The organism is Candidatus Poriferisocius sp. (assembly GCF_965219815.1).
Classification (GTDB): Bacteria; Actinomycetota; Acidimicrobiia; order Acidimicrobiales; family Bin134; genus Poriferisocius.
Genome location: NZ_OZ244791.1, coordinates 645452 through 667868, shown reverse-complemented (window position 1 = coordinate 667868; position 22417 = coordinate 645452). Strand labels below are relative to the sequence as shown.

22 protein-coding genes and 1 tRNA gene are annotated in these 22417 nt (G+C 63.9%); 15 read left to right on the top strand and 8 right to left on the bottom strand.

Going from position 1 to position 22417, the window contains the following annotated elements; genetic code table 11:
- Positions 1 to 24: 24 nt before the first annotated feature.
- Positions 25 to 789: an acetoacetate decarboxylase family protein gene (locus ACOQPI_RS03310; protein WP_420618276.1), complete on the bottom strand. Its 765-nt coding sequence runs from the start codon at positions 787 to 789 to the stop codon at positions 25 to 27.
- Between the two features lie 166 nt (positions 790 to 955).
- Here ACOQPI_RS03310 and ACOQPI_RS03305 point away from each other — a divergent pair, with 166 nt between their 5' ends.
- Positions 956 to 1873, top strand: coding sequence for an SAM-dependent methyltransferase (locus ACOQPI_RS03305; RefSeq protein WP_420618275.1), 918 nt, complete (start codon positions 956 to 958; stop codon positions 1871 to 1873).
- Positions 1874 to 1879: 6 nt separating this feature from the next.
- Here the strand turns inward: ACOQPI_RS03305 and ACOQPI_RS03300 are convergent, their stop codons facing one another.
- Positions 1880 to 2293, bottom strand: a complete 414-nt coding sequence (locus ACOQPI_RS03300; protein ID WP_420618274.1) for a DUF6941 family protein — start codon at positions 2291 to 2293, stop codon at positions 1880 to 1882.
- 115 nt (positions 2294 to 2408) lie between these two features.
- Between ACOQPI_RS03300 and acs the strand changes: the two genes are divergently transcribed.
- Both acs and ACOQPI_RS03290 read left to right on the top strand, forming a co-directional pair.
- Positions 2409 to 4367 (top strand): acetate--CoA ligase, encoded by a 1959-nt coding sequence (acs, locus tag ACOQPI_RS03295; protein WP_420618273.1) that lies wholly within the window; start codon positions 2409 to 2411, stop codon positions 4365 to 4367.
- On the top strand, positions 4364 to 4855 hold the full coding sequence (locus ACOQPI_RS03290; RefSeq protein WP_420618272.1) for a hypothetical protein: 492 nt from the start codon (positions 4364 to 4366) through the stop codon (positions 4853 to 4855). Before acs ends, ACOQPI_RS03290 begins: the two co-directional genes overlap by 4 nt.
- Before the next feature lie 11 nt (positions 4856 to 4866).
- Here ACOQPI_RS03290 and fdxA read toward each other — a convergent pair whose 3' ends face one another.
- From fdxA to ACOQPI_RS03275, 3 genes are read right to left on the bottom strand one after another with little or no spacing between them, the layout of a single operon-like run.
- Positions 4867 to 5196, bottom strand: a complete 330-nt coding sequence (gene fdxA / locus ACOQPI_RS03285; protein ID WP_420618271.1) for a ferredoxin — start codon at positions 5194 to 5196, stop codon at positions 4867 to 4869.
- Positions 5193 to 5612, bottom strand: coding sequence for a hypothetical protein (locus tag ACOQPI_RS03280; RefSeq protein WP_420618270.1), 420 nt, complete (start codon positions 5610 to 5612; stop codon positions 5193 to 5195). The genes fdxA and ACOQPI_RS03280 overlap by 4 nt, the downstream gene beginning before the upstream one ends.
- The gene (locus ACOQPI_RS03275; RefSeq protein WP_420618269.1) at positions 5609 to 7240 is read right to left on the bottom strand and encodes a GMC oxidoreductase; all 1632 of its coding nucleotides are present in this window, start codon (positions 7238 to 7240) and stop codon (positions 5609 to 5611) included. The genes ACOQPI_RS03280 and ACOQPI_RS03275 overlap by 4 nt, the downstream gene beginning before the upstream one ends.
- Positions 7241 to 7285: 45 nt before the next feature.
- Between ACOQPI_RS03275 and ACOQPI_RS03270 the strand changes: the two genes are divergently transcribed.
- The 10 genes from ACOQPI_RS03270 (at position 7286) to ACOQPI_RS03225 (ending at position 18912) form a co-directional block, all read left to right on the top strand.
- Positions 7286 to 7933: a helix-turn-helix domain-containing protein gene (locus tag ACOQPI_RS03270; protein WP_420618268.1), complete on the top strand. Its 648-nt coding sequence runs from the start codon at positions 7286 to 7288 to the stop codon at positions 7931 to 7933.
- Between the two features lie 4 nt (positions 7934 to 7937).
- Complete coding sequence (locus ACOQPI_RS03265; RefSeq protein WP_420618267.1) at positions 7938 to 9299, top strand: FAD-dependent oxidoreductase; 1362 nt, start codon at positions 7938 to 7940, stop codon at positions 9297 to 9299.
- On the top strand, positions 9296 to 10495 hold the full coding sequence (locus ACOQPI_RS03260; protein WP_420618266.1) for a CaiB/BaiF CoA transferase family protein: 1200 nt from the start codon (positions 9296 to 9298) through the stop codon (positions 10493 to 10495). The genes ACOQPI_RS03265 and ACOQPI_RS03260 overlap by 4 nt, the downstream gene beginning before the upstream one ends.
- Positions 10492 to 11265 (top strand): enoyl-CoA hydratase-related protein, encoded by a 774-nt coding sequence (locus ACOQPI_RS03255; protein ID WP_420618265.1) that lies wholly within the window; start codon positions 10492 to 10494, stop codon positions 11263 to 11265. The genes ACOQPI_RS03260 and ACOQPI_RS03255 overlap by 4 nt, the downstream gene beginning before the upstream one ends.
- Positions 11266 to 11380: 115 nt before the next feature.
- A complete protein-coding gene (locus tag ACOQPI_RS03250; protein WP_420618264.1) occupies positions 11381 to 12496 on the top strand; it encodes a BMP family ABC transporter substrate-binding protein in 1116 nt (371 codons plus the stop codon).
- 19 nt (positions 12497 to 12515) lie between these two features.
- Complete coding sequence (locus ACOQPI_RS03245) at positions 12516 to 14066, top strand: ABC transporter ATP-binding protein (protein WP_420618263.1); 1551 nt, start codon at positions 12516 to 12518, stop codon at positions 14064 to 14066.
- Positions 14063 to 15109, top strand: coding sequence for an ABC transporter permease (locus ACOQPI_RS03240; RefSeq protein ID WP_420618262.1), 1047 nt, complete (start codon positions 14063 to 14065; stop codon positions 15107 to 15109). Before ACOQPI_RS03245 ends, ACOQPI_RS03240 begins: the two co-directional genes overlap by 4 nt.
- Complete coding sequence (locus ACOQPI_RS03235) at positions 15109 to 16026, top strand: ABC transporter permease (RefSeq protein WP_420618261.1); 918 nt, start codon at positions 15109 to 15111, stop codon at positions 16024 to 16026. Before ACOQPI_RS03240 ends, ACOQPI_RS03235 begins: the two co-directional genes overlap by 1 nt.
- Positions 16027 to 16113: 87 nt before the next feature.
- Positions 16114 to 16974, top strand: coding sequence for a M48 family metalloprotease (locus ACOQPI_RS03230; protein ID WP_420618260.1), 861 nt, complete (start codon positions 16114 to 16116; stop codon positions 16972 to 16974).
- 267 nt (positions 16975 to 17241) lie between these two features.
- Positions 17242 to 18912 (top strand): RNA-binding domain-containing protein, encoded by a 1671-nt coding sequence (locus ACOQPI_RS03225; RefSeq protein WP_420618259.1) that lies wholly within the window; start codon positions 17242 to 17244, stop codon positions 18910 to 18912.
- A gap of 7 nt (positions 18913 to 18919) precedes the next feature.
- Here the strand turns inward: ACOQPI_RS03225 and ACOQPI_RS03220 are convergent, their stop codons facing one another.
- Complete coding sequence (locus ACOQPI_RS03220) at positions 18920 to 19408, bottom strand: YajQ family cyclic di-GMP-binding protein (RefSeq protein ID WP_420618258.1); 489 nt, start codon at positions 19406 to 19408, stop codon at positions 18920 to 18922.
- 116 nt (positions 19409 to 19524) lie between these two features.
- Between ACOQPI_RS03220 and ACOQPI_RS03215 the strand changes: the two genes are divergently transcribed.
- On the top strand, positions 19525 to 19713 hold the full coding sequence (locus ACOQPI_RS03215; RefSeq protein ID WP_420618257.1) for a hypothetical protein: 189 nt from the start codon (positions 19525 to 19527) through the stop codon (positions 19711 to 19713).
- Between the two features lie 75 nt (positions 19714 to 19788).
- Positions 19789 to 19871, top strand: a tRNA-Tyr gene (locus tag ACOQPI_RS03210).
- Between the two features lie 24 nt (positions 19872 to 19895).
- Here ACOQPI_RS03210 and ACOQPI_RS03205 read toward each other — a convergent pair.
- Together ACOQPI_RS03205 and ACOQPI_RS03200 are read right to left on the bottom strand one after the other, a co-directional pair.
- Positions 19896 to 20474: a hypothetical protein gene (locus ACOQPI_RS03205; RefSeq protein ID WP_420618256.1), complete on the bottom strand. Its 579-nt coding sequence runs from the start codon at positions 20472 to 20474 to the stop codon at positions 19896 to 19898.
- Positions 20475 to 20716: 242 nt separating this feature from the next.
- Positions 20717 to 22330, bottom strand: a complete 1614-nt coding sequence (locus ACOQPI_RS03200) for a hypothetical protein (RefSeq protein ID WP_420618255.1) — start codon at positions 22328 to 22330, stop codon at positions 20717 to 20719.
- Positions 22331 to 22417 lie beyond the last annotated feature (87 nt).

The following is a 22417-nucleotide window of genomic DNA, read 5'->3' as shown; positions in this document are numbered from 1 at the left end:
CAAGCAGAAACTCAAAACAGCGATCTAGGGCTGGCGGGGGCCGCCCCGGGTGCCGGGCCAGCGGGAGCCGCTGATGACGTCGGCGCTGGGCCAGAACGCATCGGGATCGAGCGGGCCGGCGTTGGTGATCTGCCGGTCGATCATCCGATTGGTCACCAACTGCGCCGAGAGCTGCTCGACGATCGGGAAGTAACGGGCCACGGGATCCCAGGGGCTGTCCAACAGCCGCAGCTCGCCGTCGATCTCCTCGACGTGGGCCTGCTCGAAGGTGGTGGCCACATCCACCACGTGGGGCGGGAAGTCGTACTCCTTCTCCGCGCCGCCGATGGCCCGGGAGTACTTGGTCCACCACTCGTGCTCGGTGAACTCTCCCGCCTTCGGCTCCACCGCTCCGGTCACATCGCCCTCGAACTCCAGGAACGTGTAGCCCTGATGGATGGTCCGGGCCTCTACCCGGTTGCCCAGGCGATAGAAGCGGATGTCGCACGGGTACTTGGGCTGGCCGTTGGTCTCGCCGCTAATGAAGATGGCGGCCTCCTGATCGATGCCCAAGCCCAGGCTGTACTGGCCGCTCACGCCCTTCCAGCTGGCTGGCACCTTCACGCTCACGCCGTACTCCGGTTCGCCCAGCACGGGCACGCAGTACACCCCCACGGTCACGATCGGCTCGCCCGCCGTGAGCCCCGGCGGGAGAACTTGCTCAATGCCGGCCGGATAGGTCCGGTACTCAACGGTCAGCTTCGGCCAACCGGCAACCTCGCCGGGCCGGCTCATCGGGGTCTCAGTCATGGTGCCTCCAGTGCTGGATACCGCAATCCATGCGGTTCCGCTCGTTCGATCACCACAGTGTATTGACAACACAAATGCCGCGCACCGCTGAGGTTCCCAGTTGTCTGCATAGCCATACTTGAACGGTGGGGTCCGCCGTGTTTGGCAGCAAGGTTCTCTGATTTCGATGGCAGGGTTCGCCGAGTTCATGGAGCAGGCGCTGTATGACGCTGAGCACGGGTTCTACGAGTCGGGCCAAGCCGGACGGCGCGGCGGCCACTTCATCACCAGCCCCGAGGTGGGACCGCTGTTCGGCGCGGTGGTGGGCCGGATGCTGGACCACCGCTGGAACGAGCTAGGCAAGCCCGATCCGTTCACCGTGATCGACGCCGGCGCCGGACCAGGCACCCTGGCCCGTACCGTGGCCAAGGCCGAGCCCGGCTGCACACCCGCTTTGCGCTGGGTCAACGTGGAGCGCAGCACCGCGGGGCGGGCTGCCCACACCATTGGCGATTCACAAGCCGACATGCCCAACCGCCCGATCACCGGGGTGATCGTGGCCAACGAGCTGCTCGACAATCTGCCGCTGCGCCTGTTCGACTCCGGCGGCAACGAGATAGGCGACCAGCGCCCCAATCCCGAGACCCGCTTGACCCCCCGCCAAGACCAAGCCTGTGTGTGGCTGTCTCAGGCCCTTTCGATCTTGGACCAGGGCACCGTGGTGGTCTTCGACTACATGAGCACCACCGAGGAAATGGCCGCCCGGCCTTGGCCCGAGTGGCTGCGGACCTATCGGGGACACGAGCGGGGTGACGACCCGTGGACCGCCCCCGGCACCCAAGACATCACCGGCGAAGTGGCCCTCGACCAACTCGCCGCAGTGTGCGAACCCACCCGAGTCACCGATCAGGCCACATGGCTGCGGGCCCACGGCATCGAAGAGCTGGTGGCTGAGGGGATTGCCACCTGGCAGTCGGGAGCCGCCCAAGGCGATCTGGCCGCTGTGGCCGGTCGCAGCCGGGCCATCGAAGCCGAAGCCCTGCTCGATCCCACCGGTCTGGGCGGATTCACCGTGGCCGAATGGGACGTGCCTACGCCGAGATAAGCCGAATCAGGCCTTGTTGCGCGCCGCGGCTCGAAATCCCAGCGCCACCGGGTTAGCGCCATCGACCTCTGGATGAATGGCCACCTGATAGCGACCCGGCGATGGCAGCTTCATGGCCCGGAAGTCGGCCACAAACGGCACGTTGACCAGTTCGCCAGGATCGTGACCAGAGCCCAGCTTCACCTGGACCTCGCCCACCATCTCGGCCAGCTTGCGCCCGTCGGCGTCCTCAACCCGCACCTTGATCTTGTTGGGCTCAGCGGCCTCCACTGGAGACATCTCGAGCACCAGCGCCAGCATGACCCCTATCGGCGCGGGGAACGACTCCCGATACACCCGAGTGATGCCCGCCGAGCTCACAAACAACAGCCCCTCCCGCACCTGGGCGAAATCGCACAGCGTGGCAACCCGGATATCCATAACCGCCGATCAACTCCTAGCCCGAAGTGGCTCCACTATCTGACCATAACCTCTGTGAGACGACAGAATGTAGGCTCGCCGCGCTGTCCCGCGAGAGCATGGGAAAGGACCGACCATGGCTGACGCCACCATCGAGGACTACTACGTCGAGGATCGCACCTTCGCTCCGGCCGCCGATTTCGCCGCGGCCGCACTGGCCAACGACCGCTCGCTCTACGACGAGGCGGAAGGTGACTACGAGTCGTTCTGGGCCCGACAGGCACGCGACCTGTTGAGCTGGGACACCGACTTCAGCACCGTTCTGGAATGGGATTTGCCCTTTGCCCGGTGGTTCATCGGCGGCACCCTCAACGTGTCGTACAACTGCCTCGACCGCCACGTGGAAGCGGGCCAGGGTGACAAGATCGCCTTCCACTGGGAGGGCGAGCCGGGCGACACCCTAACCATCACCTACGCCGATTTGCTGACCGAGGTGTCCAAGTTTGCCAACGTGCTCAAAGGGCTGGGACTGGGCGCGGGCGACCGGGTGGCCATCTACATGCCGATGATCCCCGAGCTGCCGGTGGCCATGCTGGCCTGCACCCGCATCGGGGTGGCCCACTCGGTGATCTTCGGCGGTTTCTCGCCCGACTCCATCGTCGACCGCTGCGAGGATGCCGAGGCCCGGCTCATCATCACCGCCGACGCCGGCTACCGCCGAGGCGCACCTTCGATGCTGAAGCCCAACGTGGACACTGCCCTCAGCCAGGGAGCGGCGTCGGTGGAGCACGTAGTGGTGGTCAACCGCTGCGACACCGATGTCGACATGGCCGAAGGCCGGGACCTGTGGTGGCACGACCTCATGGTCGACGCGTCGGCCGACTGCGCGCCCGAGCCCATGGACTCGGAGGCGCTGCTCTACCTGCTGTACACCTCGGGCACCACCGCCAAGCCCAAGGGGATCATGCACACCACCGGCGGCTACCTCACCCAGGTGGCCTTCACCCACAAGTACGTGTTCGACCTCAAACCCGACACCGACGTGTACTGGTGCGCGGCCGACATCGGATGGGTCACCGGCCACAGCTACATCGTGTACGGCCCGCTGGCCAACGGCGCCACCTCGGTGATCTACGAGGGCACCCCCGACACTCCGGGCCGCGACCGCCTCTGGGACATCGTGGAGCGCTACGGCGTCACCCAGCTCTATACCGCCCCCACCGCCATCCGCACCTTCATGAAGTGGGGCGCCCAGGAGCCGGCCAAGCACGACCTGTCCAGCCTGCGGGTGCTGGGTACTGTGGGCGAGCCCATCAACCCCGAGGCGTGGATGTGGTACCACACCCACATCGGCGGCGAGAGCTGTCCCATAGTGGACACCTGGTGGCAGACCGAGACCGGCGGCCACATGATCTCCCCGCTGCCCGGCGTCACCACCACCAAGCCGGGATCGGCCACCCACACCATTCCCGGGGTGTTCGCCGAGCTGGTGGACGATGACGGCCGCCCGGTGGAGCGGGGCGGCGGCTACCTCACCATCACCCGCCCGTGGCCGTCGATGCTGCGGGGCATCTGGGGCGATCCCGAACGCTATCGGGACACGTATTGGAGCCGGTTCGAGGGCCGCTACTTCGCCGGCGACGGGGCCAAGATAGACGACGACGGCTACCTGTGGCTGCTCGGCCGGGTGGACGACGTGATGAACATATCCGGCCACCGCATCTCCACCACCGAGGTGGAGTCGGCCCTGGTGGACCATGCCGCGGTGGCCGAGGCCGCCGTGGTGGGCGCGGCCGACGACACCACCGGCCAAGCCATCATCGGCTACGTGATCTTGCGAGGCAGCCACGACGCCACCGACGAGCTGGGCGAGGAGGTCCGCCAGCATGTGGCCACCAAGCTCGGGCCCATCGCCCGGCCCAAGACGGTGGTGTTGGTTCCCGACCTGCCCAAGACCCGCTCCGGCAAGATCATGCGCCGCCTGTTGCGGGACGTGGCCGAGGGCCGCAGCCTGGGCGACACCACCACCCTGGCCGATCAGTCGGTGGTGGACGAGATCCGCACCCGGGCCGCCGAGTCCCCCCAAGAAGATTGAGCGAATACGACGGTCCCTCCCACTGGCGATGGCGGGACGGCCCCATCGGTGGCGGCCCCGCGGTGATCGTGGACGTCGACGGGGTGATCTCCGACGGCAGCAACCGCCAGCACTTGGCCCAGGCCCGCCGCTGGGATGAGTTCTTCGCCGGCTGCCCCGACGACCCCCCGTTGGAGGCGACGGTGGCCCTGGTCGGCTCACTGGCCGCCGACCTCACGGTGGTGCTGCTCACCGCCCGCCCCTGGCACCTACTCAGCGACACGCTGGGCTGGCTGAAGATGCACGAGGTCCGCTGGGATTTGCTGATCCTGCGGCCCCCCAACAGCGGCGGTTCGTCGCGGGCGTACAAGGCCACCGAGGTGGACAACCTCCGTCACCACGGATTCGAGTTGCTCTACGCCCTCGAAGACGACCCCCGCAACGTGGAGATGTACGCCGGGGCCGACGTCCCCTGCGTCTACGTCTACTCCGGCTACTACGACCGCTGACAGGCGTGATCTCAGGTGGCCGGGAGTTGCGGCCAGGCACCCACAACCGGGTGGTCGGCGTCGACAGGTCCCACACCAGCGGCACCGCCTGGTGCTTTGAGGCCGGTCACTTCGAAGAATCCAGCGTTGATATCGGTGAACTCCTGGTATTCAGCGGGGAGAAACGTCTCAGGATAGATGGCTTCCACTGGGCAGGCCGGTTCGCAAGCCCCGCAGTCGATGCACTCGTCGGGATTGATGTAGAGCATCCGCTCACCCGCATAAATGCAGTCCACTGGGCATTTGGACACGCAGGAAGCATCTTTGACATCAATGCAGGTGGGACCGATCACGTAGGTCATGAGCACTCCCGATAGCCGGGATGGCGCTCGTAAACCCGTTCGAGCATGTCGAGATAGTCGGTCTCGGATGCGACCGACAGCGGGCTGGGCTGTTGGCCGGGATAGCCGATCAGTCGACGTACCTCGGCGCTGAGAAAATAGGCACCCACAACAGTCGTGGACAGCACACCAAAGTCACCGGGCCGCTGCGAGGCCAGATGGCGCACGAAGGCATCGAGGCCTTCCACAGGTGCCTCATCGAGAAGAGACAGCAGCGGCTCGGCAAGAGCAGGGGCAGCTTCCAGAACCCGATCGAGCAGGCCCTCCGAAACGCCGACCGCTGAGGCCGCAGGCATATTTCGTCTTTCAGGCACGAGCACATCGGCCAGACGGTCCAGCGTGAGACGTTGGGCTGGTGTCGGCCCAGAGCCACTCATGCAGGAGTCTCCTGCGACGCCCGAGCCTCGATCAGATGATCGGTCACCCGTAGCGCGTTCGCCATGATCGTGGCGGTTGGGTTGGCCGACCCGCCGGTCACAAATACACCGCCGTCGATCACATAGAGGTTGGGCACGTCGTGGGCGCGGCACCAACGATCCACCACTGAAGTCTGAGGATCGTTGCCCATCCTGGTAGTGCCCAGCACATGACCGATTCCGGTAGGCCACACGTCGCGCACGAGGGTGGACACTGCTCCCGATGCCTCTGCCGCCTCAACGGCGCGTGCCACATTGAAGTCGAGCATTCTTCTGGTGTTCTCCGACACCCGGTACTCGACGTGAGCGGCGGGCAGTCCCGACGAGTCGCACATCGTCGGATCAAGGGTGACCCGGTTGTCGTCTTCGGGGAGATCCTCGGCCTGGATGCCCCAGGTGAAAGCGTGTCCGAACACCTCATCGGCCGCCCGATGGAAGTTCGCTCCCCACATGGCATTGAAGTCCTCGCGGCGGTGAGCCTCCTGGTATTCCGCTGCGGCAAACATGGGCCCTCCATGCGGCATCACCATCCATTTGGCACCGCGCAGGAAATCACGGTCGGGGTGGGTCTCGGCGAACTCCAGCGAATAGATGACCTGCCCCCAGGGACCCTGCCAGCTGTCGAGGGGCTCCTCGCAAACGACCGTCACCGTGCGGTAAGGATGCTGCATAAGTCGTCGTCCCACCAGTCCCGAAGAGTTGGCCAGACCGTCGGGGAACCGTGGTGACACCGACAACAGCAAGAGACGAGCGGTCCCCACCGCGTTCGCGGCCAGCATCACCACCTGCGCCGGCTGGAAGTGCTCTACACCATCGCGATCCAGGTATGCAGCGCCTTGCACTCGGCCCCGCTCGTCCACGGGGACCGCCGTCACACGAGCACCGGTCACCAAGCGGGCGCCGGCGGCCTGCGCGGAAGGCCAGTGGGTGAGCGAGGGGGTGGCCTTGGCGTTCTCCGGACATCCGATCATGCATGTGCCCCGCCGCTGGCAAGCCTGAAGGTTGCCGTGGCGGCGGGAGGCAATTGCGTTGGCACCGGGCCACCAGTGCCAGCCCAGGCGGTCCATCCCCTCGGCGGCAACCCGTCCGATCTTGCCGATGGGTATCGGCGGGTTGGGGTAGGGATCCATCTCGGGCAGGGCCGGGTCGCCGCCCAAGCCAGACACCGACATGTCACGGGCCACCTGTGCGTAGCAATCAGCCAGATCGCCCCAGCCGATCGGCCAGTCGTCGGCGATGCCGTCGAGTGTCCGCACCCTGAAGTCCGAGGCCAGCAGCGTCTGCCACATGGCTGCCCACTGCACCAGCCCTCCGCCGACCCCGTTGTACATAACGGGGCGAACATCCGCGTCGCCGGTCAGAGGGTAATCGGCCAGTCCCTGGCGGACATTGGGATCGGGATTCCAACGCTCGACCCATGCCATCTCAGCCTCTGGTTGGGCACTCATGTAATCTGCCGGACCAACCCAGTCGCCCTGCTCAAGACAGACCACCTTGAAGCCGGCGGCTGCCAGGCGAGCGGCGGCGACCGAGCCCGAGGCGCCGGCGCCAATTATCAGAACGTGCGATTGGTGCCCCTGTGTCACCATATTGAAATAATATACTTTGATGAAGATAGCCATCCTCTCGTGGAAGTGACCGATTTGCACTCGCCAGACCAGAACAACGAAAACTCCAACTGGCACAACCCACCCTCCATCGTCCGCCTTCACGACGCCGATCGCCCGCCGCTCACCGTGCAAGTGGTGGGCAACGAGATCAAGCGGCTGCGCAAACTCCAGGGTTGGACGCTCGAGCAACTCGGCTCGGCCTCAGGGGTCAGTGCCGGACTGCTCTCGCAGGTTGAACGGGGACAGGGCAACCCGTCGTTCAACACGCTCGTGCAGGTGGCCCACGCGCTCGGCATTCCAGTGGCGCGTCTGGTCGCCGGCGAGCAGATGACTTCGCCCGTGGTAAGACGTGAAGACCGTCGCCGACTCAATCTCCCCAACGATGAACTGGTCGTGGCCGAATTGCTCACCGCCCGACCCGACAGCGCCCTTGAGGTAATCCGCATTGAGACCGAGCCGGGGTACTCCACCGAGGACACGCCGTTCATGCACGAAGGCGAGGAATTCGGCATCGTCCTGGAGGGAACCCACGCCGTCAACGTCGGCGGCACCCGCTACGTGCTGCGGGCGGGTGACTCGATCTCTTACGACTCCACCATCCCCCACTGGTACGAGAACCCCGGCGATGTCACTTCGGTGTCGCTGTGGGTGGTAACCCCTCCGAGCTTCTGAGGCGATGGGCGCCTTAGTCACCCGACCGGCCACCGATGCGCCAGTGATGGCCCAAAGCGACGTGGTCGTGGTGGGGGGCGGGCCGGCTGGCTTGGCCGCGGCCGTCTCAGCCGCCCGCCAAGGGGCGAGCGTGACTCTCCTGGAGCGCTACGCCCATCTGGGAGGCCTGGCAGCAGGAGGAATGGTGCTGGTGCTCGACGATTTTGCCGATGGCGCCGAGGAGGTCACCGTTCACGGGATCGCCCAGGAGATGGTGGATCGCCTCGAGGTGCTGGAACTGGCCGTCTATGCGCCACCCGAAGACAGGGTACTCAGCGACGAGATGTGGAATCGCTGGTCCCGTTGGGGTGTGTTCGACCTCTATGCCAAAGGCCCCAAGAAGTCCATCGTCTACGCCGTGGCCTTCGATCCCGACGGATGGAAGCGCGTGGCAAACGACCTCGTCGAAGAGGCCGGGGTCGAAGTCCGGCTCCACTCATGGTTTTCGGCGCCGATCATGGAGGGCGACACCATCTCCGGTGTGATCTGCGAAACCAAGACCGGTCCCCAGGCTGTCCTGGGCGATGTTGTGATCGACGCCAGCGGCGACGCCGATGTAGCCGCCACCGCGGGCGCTCCTTTTGTGGAGGGCTCCTACATGGTGACCACGGTCTTTCGCCTCGGCAACGTGGATACCGATACCGCCGAGCACTTTGAGCACACCCAACCCGCCGAGTGCCACGCGGTCAACCGCGAGGCGCGGCGCATCCTCGGCGGCTCCTGGGCGATGTGGTGGTTGAAAACACCTTTGCCGGGCGTGGTGTGGTGCAACTGTCCGCACATGACCGGATACGACGGGCTGAGGGTGGAAGATCTCACCGCCGCCGACCGAGAGGGGCGCAAGAGAATCGCCAGCCTCGTGGAATACGTGCGCGGGCAATATCCGGGGTTTGAGAAGGCTGTTGTGATCGACGTGGCACCCCAGATCGGGGTACGCCAATCGCGCCTCATCGACGGCGAGTACGTCGTCACCAAAGACGATGTGGTCAACCGGGTGCACTTTACCGACAGCGTGGCCCGCGGCCGCGGCTACTACACCCCGTACCGGGCAATGCTGCCGCGCAAAGTGGAACAGCTTCTGGTCGCCGGGCGGCACTACTCAGTGACTCCCGAGGCCCAGAAGCTGTCTCGGGAAATCCCTCCCTGTATGGCGATGGGCGAGGCGGCGGGCACGGCCGCCGTCGAGGCGCTGGACTCCGGTGTTGCCGTCCGCAAAGCGGACGTCGCAGCAGTCCAGCGCCGCCTGCGCCGTCAAGGCGCCGACCCGGGAGATATCCCCTCCCCCCGGGCGCGCCCGGCCAGCCCCCCTGCGAAGGGGGCCCCGTGAGCGGCGGGGCCGCGGACAGCAACGCGGCCCAGCCGCTGGCCGGGATAAGGATTCTGGACTTCTCGCAAATCATGATGGGCCCAGTCGCCACTCAGCTTCTGGCCGACCATGGGGCAGACGTGCTGAAGATCGAGCGTCCCGGCAGCGGCGATATTTTCCGCCACGCCATCGTCGACCCCGACGGCGCCGAGCATCCCGCCTTCGGGGCGGTGAACCGCAACAAGCGCAGCCTGGTGGTCGATGTCCGCGTACCCGAGGGATTGGCCCTGATCGACGAACTCGTGGCGGGGGCCGACGTGGTGGTCAACAACTACCGGCCCGGCGTGATGGACCGCCTGGGTTTGGGTTACGAACGCCTGTCGGGGATCAATCCCGGCATCGTCTATGCCCAAGGCACCGGCTTCGGCACCGAAGGGGTGTACGCCCACAAGGGCGGCCAGGACATCCTGGCGCAGGCCCTCACCGGGGCGATGTCGCACAAGGCCGACGACGGCCATCCCACCGCCATCTATCCCGTATCGCTTGCCGACTACACCGCCGGAATGCACATGGTGCAGGGAATCCTCATGGCGCTGCTTCAGCGGACCCGCACGGGACTCGGCCAGAGGGTCGAAGTCTCGCTCTACGACTCCCTTCTCGCCATGCAGATCTTGGAAGCCACCACGTCGTTGATGGGCCGGGGCATCGTGAACTGGGCCCGACTCCCCCTGGTGGGCACGTTTGCCGCAGCCGACGGCGAAGTCGTCGTGGTGGGTGCCTTCAAGCCGAATCCGCTGCGCGACATCTGCGCCGCCCTTGAGATGCCAGACCTCTCGGCCGAGCCCGACTTCGCAACTATGGCCGATCAAGCTGTCAACCGACCCCGCCTTCAGGCCTTGATCGCCGAGGCCATCGGTCGGTTCACCTCTGCTGACGTGATCGAGCGTCTCGAGGCCCAAGACGTGCTCTGCGCGCCGGTACGAACCCTCGAAGAAGCCTTGGACGACCCACATACCGCGCCGATGATCGTGGAGATGCCCAGACCGGCTCTTGAGCCGCTCCGCTCGCTGGCTTCTCCAGTACACCTCCCGGATACACCAGCATCCGTGCGGCACTCTCCGCCGAGCCTCGGCGAGGGAACAGCCGAGGCATTGGCGGATTACGGAATCGAATCTGAGCGCGTGAAGGCGCTCGTAACTGCGGGAGTTCTGGCATGAGCATTGATCTAGTCGTGACCGACCACGTCGCCCGGGTAACGATCAACCGCCCGGACCGGCTCAACGCCATCGACGAGGCCCACCAAGACGAACTGCTGCGAACCTGGGAAGCCATCGAAGCTGACCGCTCGGTGCGGGTAGTGGTGCTCACCGGCGCCGGTGACCGCGCCTTCTGCGCCGGCGACGACATGCGCGCCGAGGGCGCCAAGGACCTCGACTACTGGCTGCGACCCCGCCGAGATGGCTTCGGCCACTTGCCGCTGCGCGATTCACTAGATGTGCCCGTGCTGGCCAGGGTCAACGGCTATGCCCTTGGAGGCGGCCTGGAGCTAGTGGTGGGGTGTGACTTGGCGGTGGCATCAGAGGACGCGGTTTTGGGTTTCGTGGAGCCTCGCCTCGGTCGCCTTCCCCTAGACGGGGGAATCGTGTCGCTGGCTCGACAGCTTCCCGCCAAGTGGGCCATGGAAGTCCTGTTGACCGGCAAGCGGTTCAGCGCCGCCGATGCGCTCGCCCTGGGTTTGTTGAACGAAGTCGTTCCGGCGGCGGAACTCGACGCCGCAGTGGACCGGTGGTTGGAGGAACTGCTGGCGTGCGCCCCCCTATCGCTGCGGGCGATCAAGCAGATCGTGCACCGCACCCCCCATATGACCGCGGCTGACGCAAGGATGGCCAACCTTCCGGGACTGGTTGAGGTGCTGACGTCGTCCGATTGCGAGGAAGGGATCCGGGCCTTCAGTGAGAAACGGGCCCCTCGCTGGGAGGGCCGTTGAGTCACCCAGGCCGGTCGGGCGTTGAACTTATTTTGATTAATTGAAAATCTTTACTTTCGATTAATTGAAGATCTGCACTAAAGTGAACTCACTGCCATGAGCAGGGAGGAATCTGATGAGAAATCGACTCAAGTTCGCGGCCATCCTGCTGGCCCTCACCCTCATTGCCGCTGCCTGCGGAAACGATGACGACGGAGGCTCCGCCGACCCAGAACCCGCCCCCGCGCCAACCGATGCACCAACGCAGGCACCGACGCCCGATCCTACCGAGGCGCCGACTGTCGCTCCGACGCCCGCCCCCGAACCCGCCGAGGCACCGTCGGTGGCCCTTGTCGCCAACCAAAAGGCCGGCGATCTAGGTCCCATCGACGATCTTGTGCGAGGTCTCGAGATGGTGGAGGCCGACTTTGGCGCCGAAACGACGTTCATCGAGGCGACCGATCCGTCAACCTTCGAAACCACCCTGCGCAACCTGGCCAACCAAGGCACCGACATCATCGCGGTAACTTTCCCACCCATGCAGGATGCCGTCGTCGCCGTCGCGCCGGACTTCCCTGACACTCGCTTTATCCATGTATTCGGATTCGAGGGAGGCGTCGACAACCTCGTCTCTATTGGATTCGACTACTACAAGGGCACCTACTTGGCCGGCATTCTGGCGGGCGCACTGAACACCACCGGCAAGGTGGGGTTCGTGGGCGGTGTTTCGATCCCGCCGCTGAACGCCGACTACAACGCCTTCGTGGCCGCAGCCCAGACCAAGAACTCCGCCATAACGGGAGAGGCGGCATTCGCCGACTCCTTCGAAGATCCCGCCAAAGGCCGAGAACTCGGCGCTGCGCTCTACGACGGCGGGGTGGAAGTCATCATGACCGACGCCGCGGCCACCGACCTCGGCGTCATCCAGGCCGCCGAAGAGAAGGGCGGCTACGTGATCGGCGGCTCGGAGAACTACTTCGACAGCCCGGCCGTGATCGGCAGCGTCCTGCTGTACTGGGCCCAGGTTCTCTACGATCAAGTCGAGCACGCCCTCAGCGACGACTACACGCCCGGCTACATCGGCGCCGGTGTGGCCGAGGGCGGCGTGGACCTGGTGATCAGCCCCGAGTTCCTCGCCAACGGCCCGACGGAGATGGTGGAGATCATCAACGCCACGCTTGATGAGATCGAAGAGGCTCGCTCGCAGATCAAGAGCGGATCCCTCAAAGTTCCCTTCAACCCCGAACTCTGAGGCCGATAGCCTCGTATTGATGACGGTGCCGAGCGGACCGGCATCCGCCGAAGTACCGGCGGTTCGCTGCCGGTCTCTCGGCGTCTCATTTGGCACGGTCCAAGCCCTCCACGACATCAGCCTCGACCTTGCCGCGGGCCGCATCCACGCGCTGGTCGGCCAGAACGGGGCAGGCAAGACCACTCTCGCCAAGGTATTGGGCGGCCTTCAGGCCCCCGACAACGGCACCGTTTGCATAGCAGGCAATCAGATCCCTCCCGGCGACGTACGCGCCGCCAAGTCCGCGGGTCTGGCAATGGTGCACCAGCACTTCTCCCTGCCTCCTTCATTCACCGTGGCGGAGGCACTGGAGCTGACCGCCGCCCGTCCGGAAAGCCACTCGGTCTACAGGCGGACCGAGCTGTACCGTCGCTGGCAAAACGAGGTAGCCGAGGTCGGCGGCACGAATGTGCTGGCGACGCGCATCCGGGATCTGCCCGTTGAGACCCGCCAGTCGCTTGAGATCGTTCGAGCACTGGCGTCCGAGGCGCGAATCCTGCTGTTGGACGAGCCCACTGCCCTGCTCACACCGGCAGCCACCGACACATTGTTCGAGCGGCTTCGGGGCTTACGCGACGATGGGGTGACAATCCTCATCGTGCTGCACAAGCTGCGGGAGGTAGCTGCCGTCGCCGACACCGTAAGCGTGCTGCGCGACGGCAAACTGGTCCTGGGGCCAAGCGAGATTTCCGGGGTGTCGCAGGGCCAGCTCAGCGATGCCATCGTCGGGCCCGCATCAGATGCCGACCGGGCCATCGCAGTGGAGGCAGCCGCCAACGCGGAGCAGCAGTTGCTGTTGGAACTGGTGCGAGTCTCAAGCCGGGAATCAGCCTTCGAGCCCGGGCTTGCCAGTATCGACCTCACCGTCGAAGCCCGCGAGATCGTGGGAATCGCCGGCGTGGAGGGAAACGGTCAGCGAAGCCTCGTCTCGGTGATCGCAGGTCTGAGCGCCGTCACCGAGGGCTCAGTGCTTCTAGGCGGAGAAGAGGTGACCCGCGCTCCTCCTGCCCGGAGGCGACTACGAGGTCTGCGCCTGGTGCCCTTCGACCGCAATAGCGAGGGGATCAGCCGCAGCGCCCCTCTTTGGTTGAACCAATCAGCGCTCCGCCTCATTGGGAGGCGGCGGCAGTTCCCGCTGATCTCGCTGCGCCAGTACAAGCGGCAAGCGTCCGAGGCGATGGACCTTTGGCGAGTGCGCTACGACACTGTCGCACAACCCGCCGAGAGCCTTTCTGGTGGCAACGTTCAACGCCTAGTGCTGTCGAGGGAGTTAGCCTCCGGGCTCGAGGTGCTTGTTGCCGCCCAGCCCACCCGCGGCCTGGACTTCTCCGCCACGAACTTCGTGCGTCGCTCGTTGCGGGGATTGCGAGACGCGGGGGCGGGCGTCCTGCTGGTGTCCTCCGATCTTGACGAGTTGTTCGAGCTCTCCGACCGCCTTCTCGTGATGTACGGCGGGAGCATTGTGGCGCGCTTCAATGCGCCCTATGACCGCCAAGCGGTGGGCGATGCCATGACAGGGGCACTCCGATGACCGGTGGCCTGCAACGCGTGGCATCCACCGTTCTGCTCGTTGTCATCTCTTTCCTACTCACAGCTTTGATTCTGTGGGTCAGCGGCTACCGCGTGGGCACCGTCTTGTCCGGCATCATCCAAGGGTCGATAACCGCGACGGGTGCCGCAACCTCTACAATCCGCTGGACGATCCCGTTGCTGCTCATCGGTCTGGGGGTGGTGATCGGGTTCCGGGCGGGATTCTTCAACATCGGGGGGCAGGGACAGTTCTATGTGGGGGCCTGCTCGGCCCTCGTCGTCTCTTTGGGCTGGCGCGAAGGCCCGGTACCGCTGGTGATCATGTGTGGGATGATCGCAGCAATTCTGGCGGGGATGGCCTGGTCGCTGCTTCCTGGCTACCTACGCGTGCAGTTCGGTACTGACGAGGTGCTGACCACGCTGATGATGAGCTTCATCGGTGCGCTGGTGCTCCAGTACCTGACCTCTGGACCCTTGCGCAACCCGTCGGGAACAGGCCAGACAGCGGCCAGCGAACGCATACCCGAAGCGTTCCGCATCACCGACAGCTCCGGCGTGTCGGTCACCGCTTTGCTCCTCGTCGGCGGTGTGGCCGTGCTGGTCTGGCTCCTATTGGAGCGCACCCGCTTCGGGTTGACGATGACGCTGGTCGGCAGAAACCCGACAATGGCCCGCTGGCAGGGCATAGACGTGCGCCGTGTGGGTCTCGGCACTTTCGCACTCTCCGGGGCGCTGTCCGGCCTCGCCGGTGCGGTGGAACTCCACGGCCCCGGGGCGCGACTGGTCACTGGGTTCTCACCTGAAGTGGGCTTCACTGCCGTAGTAGTAGCTCTGGTGGGCATGCTGAGTGTCTGGGGCACTGTCGTGGCCGCGGTCTTCTTCGGCGGCTTGCAGTCGGCCATCTTGTTCCTGCCGATCGTGACGGATCTTCCTCCGCCCGCCCTCGTGCTGCTTCACGGCATGGTGGCGTTCCTGGTCACCATCAAGTTCCGGGCTGTGCGGCGACGGCGGGCCGGGCTCGCTGCAAAACCGGTGGCGGGCTGATGGAACAGGTCCTCGCCACGACACTCCGCTCGGCGGCCCCGCTCGTTCTGGTCGCCATGGCAGGCGTTTTTGCCTTCCGGGCGGGGATCTTCCACCTGGGGCTCGAAGGGCTGATGATCTCCGGCGCATTCACAACCGTGGCCATCGGCGATGCCACCGGATCGGTGGAGCTTGGGATCCTTGCCGCCATCGGCGTGTGTATGACACTCTCTGCGGTCTATTGGTGGGTGATCGGCCCCCTCGGTGCAAACGTAATCATTGCCGGACTGGGGCTCACTTCAATCGGACTTGGAGGTACGGCCTTCGCGCTCGGGGCCATATTCGACATACGCGGCTCCATGTTCACCGACGTTGTGCTTCCCCGTCCCGTACGCGGGGCCACTTCAGGTGCTGGGGTCATCATCTCGGAGCATTCGATTCTGGTGTGGATCACCCCGCTGATAGTGCTGGTTGCCTGGATTGTATTGAGGCGGAGCCGGTTCGGACTGCGGCTTGCCGCGGTGGGCGAGTACCCGTTCGCGGCCCGCTCTGCGGGTGTGAATCCATCGATCGTGCGACTACAGGCACTGCTCATCTCCGGCGCTCTGTGTGCTCTCGGCGGGGCGGAACTGTCGGTCGGGACACTGCGCAACTTCACCGAGAACATGACCAACGGGCGGGGCTTCATCGCCTTTGTGGCAGTCATTTTCGGGGCATGGCACCCCATCGGTGCGGCTCTCGCCGGACTGTTCTTCGGCTTCGCCGATGCCATCGGAATCCAATCGCAGATCAATATCACCGAACGAGTACCGCGAGAGTTCGTGCTGATGATCCCCTTCGTGCTCACGATATTCGCGGTATGGCTGGGCGGGCTCTGGAGGCGTCGCACCCTGGAAGCCGAAGCAGGCTACGCCGAACTGCGAGAGCCCGACTATTGAGCGAGCGGCCGCACCCTATCGGTCATTGCCGATTGGTCTCTTCACTCCGATAACCTGCTAGCAGATCCAAGAGGAGTGATCCCGGGCATGAACACGTTCAAGACATTTCTGCTTCTGGTGCTGATGGCGGCGCTGTTCGTGGCTGTCGGCGGGCTGCTGGGCGGCAGCGGCGGACTGGCCATTGGAATTGTCATCGCAGTGATCGTGGTGGGCGGGTCGTACTGGTTCAGCGACAAGCTGGCCATTGCCTCAGCCCGGGCCGTACCGGTCACTCCTGAACAGCTTCCCCAGTACCACGCCATCATGGAGGAGCTCACCGCTAAGGCCCAGATACCGATGCCCAAGCTGTACGTGAGCCCCAATCCCCAGCCCAACGCTTTCGCCACCGGCCGCAATCCCAAACACGCCGCGGTGGCCGTCACCGAGGGACTCATCAATCACTTGAGTTGGGAGGAGATCCGGGGAGTGCTGGCCCACGAGCTGGCCCACATCCGCAATCGGGACATCCTCATCGGATCGGTGGCCGCGGCCATCGCCATGGCCATCACCTTCGCGTCGCGCATCGCGGTGTGGGGCATGATCTTCTTCGGCGGCCGAGGCCGCGACAACGGCCCTGGGGAACTGGTCGGAGTCATCCTGGCCGCCATCTTGGCCCCCATCGCCGCCAGCCTGCTCCAGATGGCCATCAGCCGCACCCGGGAATACCAAGCCGACGCCTCCGCCGCCCGGCTCATCGGCGACGGCGAGCCCCTGGCCCGAGCGCTGGAGAAGCTCAATGCCACCTCCCAACGCATCCCGGTCAATGTCCCGGTGGAGCAGGCATCGCACTACATCGTCAATCCCCTCACCGGCCGGACCAACTTCCGCAGCCTGTTCAGCACCCACCCCCCCGCCGAAGAGCGCATCCGCCGCCTCCGCTCCGGCGAGTGGGTACCCCAAGCGTACTAAGCCACCGCCATCCCTCGGAAAAACCCTAAGAAATCAGGCCGACGGCGTTTCGTTAGGATTTTCCCGAAAGAAAATCCTAATAGTTTCTCCTGATGGCATTGTATTAGGATTTTTTCGACAGAAAATCCTAACAGTTTCGCTTGACGACCATATGTTAGGGTTTTTCTGAGCAAAAATCCTAAAGGGGACGGACGCGTGAGCCGCGCAACCTTCACTTACTTGCCACAACCACAACGCCGCGAAGAGGTTGAGCGCGTTCTGCGGGCCTTGAGCGAAGGCGGCGCCTCTGCGGACGAATTGGAGTCAGCCGTCGTCGACATCAAAGAGGAGGCCGGCCGCCGAGCCAGCGACGGATCGATCATGCCCGGCTCTCCGCACAACAACGAGGCGGCAGAGAAGCTAGCCGAAGCGGCGGCCTGCATGGCCAACTCGGCTGGAGGGGGAGCGTTGGTAGTTGGCGTGGACGACAAGACTGGCCGGATCATCGGAGCGGAAACCGATCCGCAGTGGCTGAGAAGTCGTATCTACGACCTGACCGATCGAAAGCTGGTGGTGCAGGTCGACCGAGTCACTGCCAACGGAACAGAGATCCTGATCATCGAAGTGCCCCAAGCCCTTGAGCCGGTGCCGTACCAGGGAAAATACCAACACCGGATAGATGCCAGATGCGTACCGGCCACGAGGACCGAACTCATGGGAGCGCTGTTCGCCAACCTTGCGGCTGACGTTTCGAACATGCCGTCGCACACCCCTATCATCTCGATCGCACCGTCTGCGATAGAGACGCTTCGAGGCCGAATGTCAGGCGACGGTTCTCCTAGAGCAGAGCTCCCAATACGCGATCTGCTGGGCAGGCTCGGGCTGGTTGCAGACGACGGCGAGCATCTGAACAAGGCAGGCGAGATGCTTCTCGCGGTGCGTCAGCAGCCGGCCGTCGACTACTCGTACCGGCACGTTCCCGGTGGGCCTTCCATCGTGCGGATCATGGAAGGTGGCCGCTCGCTGCTGGAAGAGGTTCTGGCAGTCGAAGCACGGGCCAATGATCACAATTTGGTGACGGAGATCACCATCGGGCTTCAGGTCCACAAGGTGTGGGCTATCCCGCGGCGGTCGCTGCGTGAGGCGCTTTTGAATGCGGTCTGCCACCGGGAGTGGAGCTTGCCGGGACCCACGGTAGTGGAGCACATCGGAAATCACCTCCGCGTCACCTCGCCCGGCGGGCTTATCGGTGGCGTCACCGAGAACAACATCATTACCCACCACTCCGTGCCGCGCTACCGAACCCTCATGAACGCACTGCGGCTGATCGGCCTCGTGGAACAGGAGGGTGTCGGTGTGGACATGATGTTCGCCGAGATGGTCCGCATCGGCAGTCGGCCGCCTGCCATCACAGCCCTATCCGACCCGGCCGTCCGCATAGACCTCTACGGGCAACCGGTGAATGAAGACTGGTACCGGCTGTTCGCCGACTTGGAGCCCCCGCGTGGCCGCGACGACGTGGATGCCGCTCTGCTCGTCTGGCGGGCGGCGCAGCCGCAATCGCCCTTCCTCACCAGTGAATCCTGTGCTCCGCTGCTTCAACGCTCCCAGGGAGACACCGAAGCTGCGCTGCGACGAGTGGCCGAATACAGGCTGGCCACCCCAGGGGTACCCTTGCTGTCGCCCATCGCCATGCCCCATGACACTCCTGGTGCCTGGCAGCTCAGCCCAGAGGCAAAAGCAGCCCTCGGCCTGCAACCTGGTGCCGAGTCCGGTGAGTGGGTGCTGGCCTGGGCCCGCGAGCGGGGGCGGATCTCCTCTGGTGAGTATCGTGAGTTGGCCGGAGTATCAACCGCCACCGCCACGAACCGATTGAAGGAAATGGCCCAGCAAGGCTGGCTCGTGCCGAGCTCAGACGCAGGCCGGGGAAGAGGGTTCCACTACCTGCCCGCCCGGTGAGCGCTGGTCAGTCTCGGAAGTTGCCAAACTGGAGGGGGATAGCGAAATCGGCTTCTTTGAGGGCGGCGATCACCTCTTGGAGCATGTCCCGCTTCTTGCCGCTCACCCGAAGTTGGCCCCCTTGGGTCTGCGATGAGACTCCCTTCATGCCCAGGTTCTTGATGAACTTGTTCAGCTCCCGGGCCTTGTCGGCCGAGATGCCCGCGGCCAGCGCCGCTTCTTGGCGAACCGTCCCTCCGGCCGCGTCTTCCACCAACCCGTAGTTCACCCCCTTCAGCGAGACCTTGCGCCGCACCAGCTTCTCCTCCAGCACCTGACGGGCCGCAGCCAGCCGGTCCTCGTTGGAGGATCGCAGGGTGATAACACCTTCGCCCAGGGCCACCTCGCTACCGGTGTTCTTGAAGTCATAGCGGCTGTGGATCTCCCTCGCGGCCTGGTCCACCGCATTGCGGACCTCCTGCATGTCCAGCTCAGAAGAAACATCAAACGTAGGCATCACCCGAACCTACCGCACCACTAGCTGCGATATTCATGCCAACACAGGGCGACAACCTGAGAAACTGTCATCTGTTCCGACACCATGTCGGTGCAGCGTTGCCGAGGGAGACGACCATGACGTCTGTGCCTGAATCGGAGGTGTATCACATCACAGACGAGGAGCTTGATGTGTTGATCGAGGAGACTCTGCAAGACGCCGGGGTTGAACTAGAAGAACTACGCCGCCAAGCCCAACTCGGCAGGTTCGAATCGGACAAGCTCCGACGGACATGGTTCGTGGTTGCAGGGCTCGGCCGCGGCTAGACATCGTCGGTCCTGAAACCACACCCGAAACAAGTAGGGCCGCCGACTCGCTGGCCGGTAGTGTGGTCCCTCGTTGGGTCGGTGCCCGAGTGGCCAAAGGGAACGGGCTGTAAACCCGTCGGCATTAGCCTTCGGAGGTTCAAATCCTCCCCGGCCCACACAGCAGAACTTCACCCACGCCACTATTGGGTGCCTCTGGGCCTGAGTTCCACGAATCGAGCCCATGCTTCAGGATCGCCTGCGAGTTCAGCCAGAGCGATATCCCTTTCAACCAGTGCTTGTTGAAGATCCAGGCTCTGCGTCTGATCTTGAGGCATTCGCGATGTAATTGCCGCCGCGGCAAGCTCAGTCAGGGGCTTACCTATCGCCTGTCGATAGTTGAAGCCGATGAGCTGCATGATCGTCAATGTCTCGGCCGCAAGAATCGACTTGAGCGCATCCAGCATCTGTGGCTCAAGCACATCCTGGTCTGACACTTCCATCAGTTGCCGGATCAGGGGCAACAGGTTCTCGGTGATGAAATTTACGTCGTCCGATGACAGCCGCTGCGCGACCAGTTCGTCGTCGAAAGCCTGAGCGATCCGCACCAATTCGGACTTGTCAGCAAGCAACTCATTGACAATGTCCTCTAGGGCCGCGATCGTTTCCTTGTCCCTCTTCCGCGCTTTCGCCGCAGAAATCCGGTCTGCCACAGTGGCAGCGGCGTTTCGAACGGCAGCCTCTGACAACAAGACGCTTAGTTCCTGAAGAGCCGGGTCCATGGCTTGAGACTACGCCGCTCCGCAACACTTCAATGTAACTGAGTGCATGCAACCAGCCTGGGCCTCCGGGAAGCACATGCAGCGATCAGGACAAGCGGGCAGCACATGGGGATAGGCCGGCGATCTGCGCACATTGGCCACTGACGCCATAGCCGAGGCCCTTGAGTCTTAACCTCGGAATTGTCTCGCCTGCTGCGGTACATGACCTTGCGACATAGGGCGCGTGGGACAATGTGCTGTGGTCATCGTTGCTCGATGATGGTTTCAACCTGAATCTTCCCAAGGGAATCCAAAAGTGAGATTGCCTCTTCGAAGAGGGCGGATATCGCCTCACGCCTGTCGTCGGCGATTTGGTGCTTCTGAAAGACCTGTTTGCGCTTGCTCCCAGCCCGGTGTTCGCCGACGTTGCGGAGATCGTTGATCTTTCTCAGGTAACCGACGTCCTGCTCTCGTTGTTGGTGGGCATTGTGGTCGAGCCACCGTTCGAGTAGGGCAATCGACTTTTCGTCCTTCTCGCTCGCCAGCAGTTCTGATTTCAGTTGTCGAGTGTTGATGCTCTCTACCAACAATCGGTGAAGTGCTTTGACTTGTTCGCCAAACTCCGTGTCCCCTCCTCTGGGCGGGACACGGAGGCAGGCGAGGAGTTGGGGGTCATCGTCGTCAGGGTCTCTGAACAAGTCCCAGCCCCATTCAGCAGCCCAGTCATTCCGGAATCTCGTGTACGCCGCCTGTAGCCGCCAGGCCGGGGAGTCTGCGTCGGCCCATTGCCCCAGGAGTTGCCTCCTGATTGCAGTCTCGCTGGGGATCCCATCGGGTACGAAGACGTTGTGGGTGAGCCAGTGGTGGCGCTCCTTCTCGGGCAGATCGCGACCGAGGTCGCCCAGCCACACCATCACATGTTCGGGATGGTTGTTGTCCACTCTTACCCCCCACAGGCCTCCGCAGGCGAGATAGCCGTCTCGCACTTCGTATTTGGGGTCGGAGTAGTACCGGTCAAGCACATCTGAGGAAAAGTAGACGGGCGTGAGATAGTGGGGCGCACCGGGATTGAGGTCAAAGTGATTGTCCAGAGCATCAGGATCGCAGGTGCTCTTGATGGGATCGCCCTCTGGAGTTTCGCCAATGACGAACTCCTGAAATTCCACATCTTCCTGCCTGGCAAACGGCCATTGCCCGCACTCAGATCTGGACGGAGGCAATATCACCTTCTTGCCTGTCAGCAAGGAGAACTTGTCGTTCGTCGATTCGTTCTCTCGTACGAAAAGACGCAGAAAGTGCTCTTCGCCTCTAATTTCGCGATCCAGCACAGGGGAACCGCAGTGATGGGAACCTGCGGTGGCGACGATCGAATCCACGTACTTGATGAGCACGAGCTGGGATGCCGCTTGGAATTGCCTCAACAGTTTCGTTCGTATCCGAACGAGGTCCTCGCCCACTTCACAGGCAATCTCCGCGGTGCCGTCGTCAGTCAGCCTCTTGTAGACATTCCCGTCTGCGTGCCACAGGTTGTGGTAGAGGCAGAACTCTTGAAGAAGCTGGGGGAGCATCCGAGGCAGCACACCCATGTGGTCCTGGATGATGGCAATGGGCTCGACGCCGTGGCTACCGCCGGAACGGCAATACCCAAGCTCCCCGCTGGAATCCTCCCAAAGCGACGGCCCTCCACTCCCGATGCGGACATCCCAGGCGTATTTCTTCAAGAGTTCAGGCACAGAAGACAGCGGTGCGAATCCGGCAAACAGGGTCAGATCGCCAGAGCAGTAGACAGTTGTCCAAACACCGTCATCGGTAAGAAAATCTTGGAGTATTCGCTCCTGGTGAAATTCGTCCGATGGCAACGGTTCGATATCGGTCATCAGCACAGCCTAAGGAGCAAGGGTGACAATGCGGCGGCGTATGGTGTGCAACGTGGTCCATGCTCATGGCGCGAATCCACGGATTGG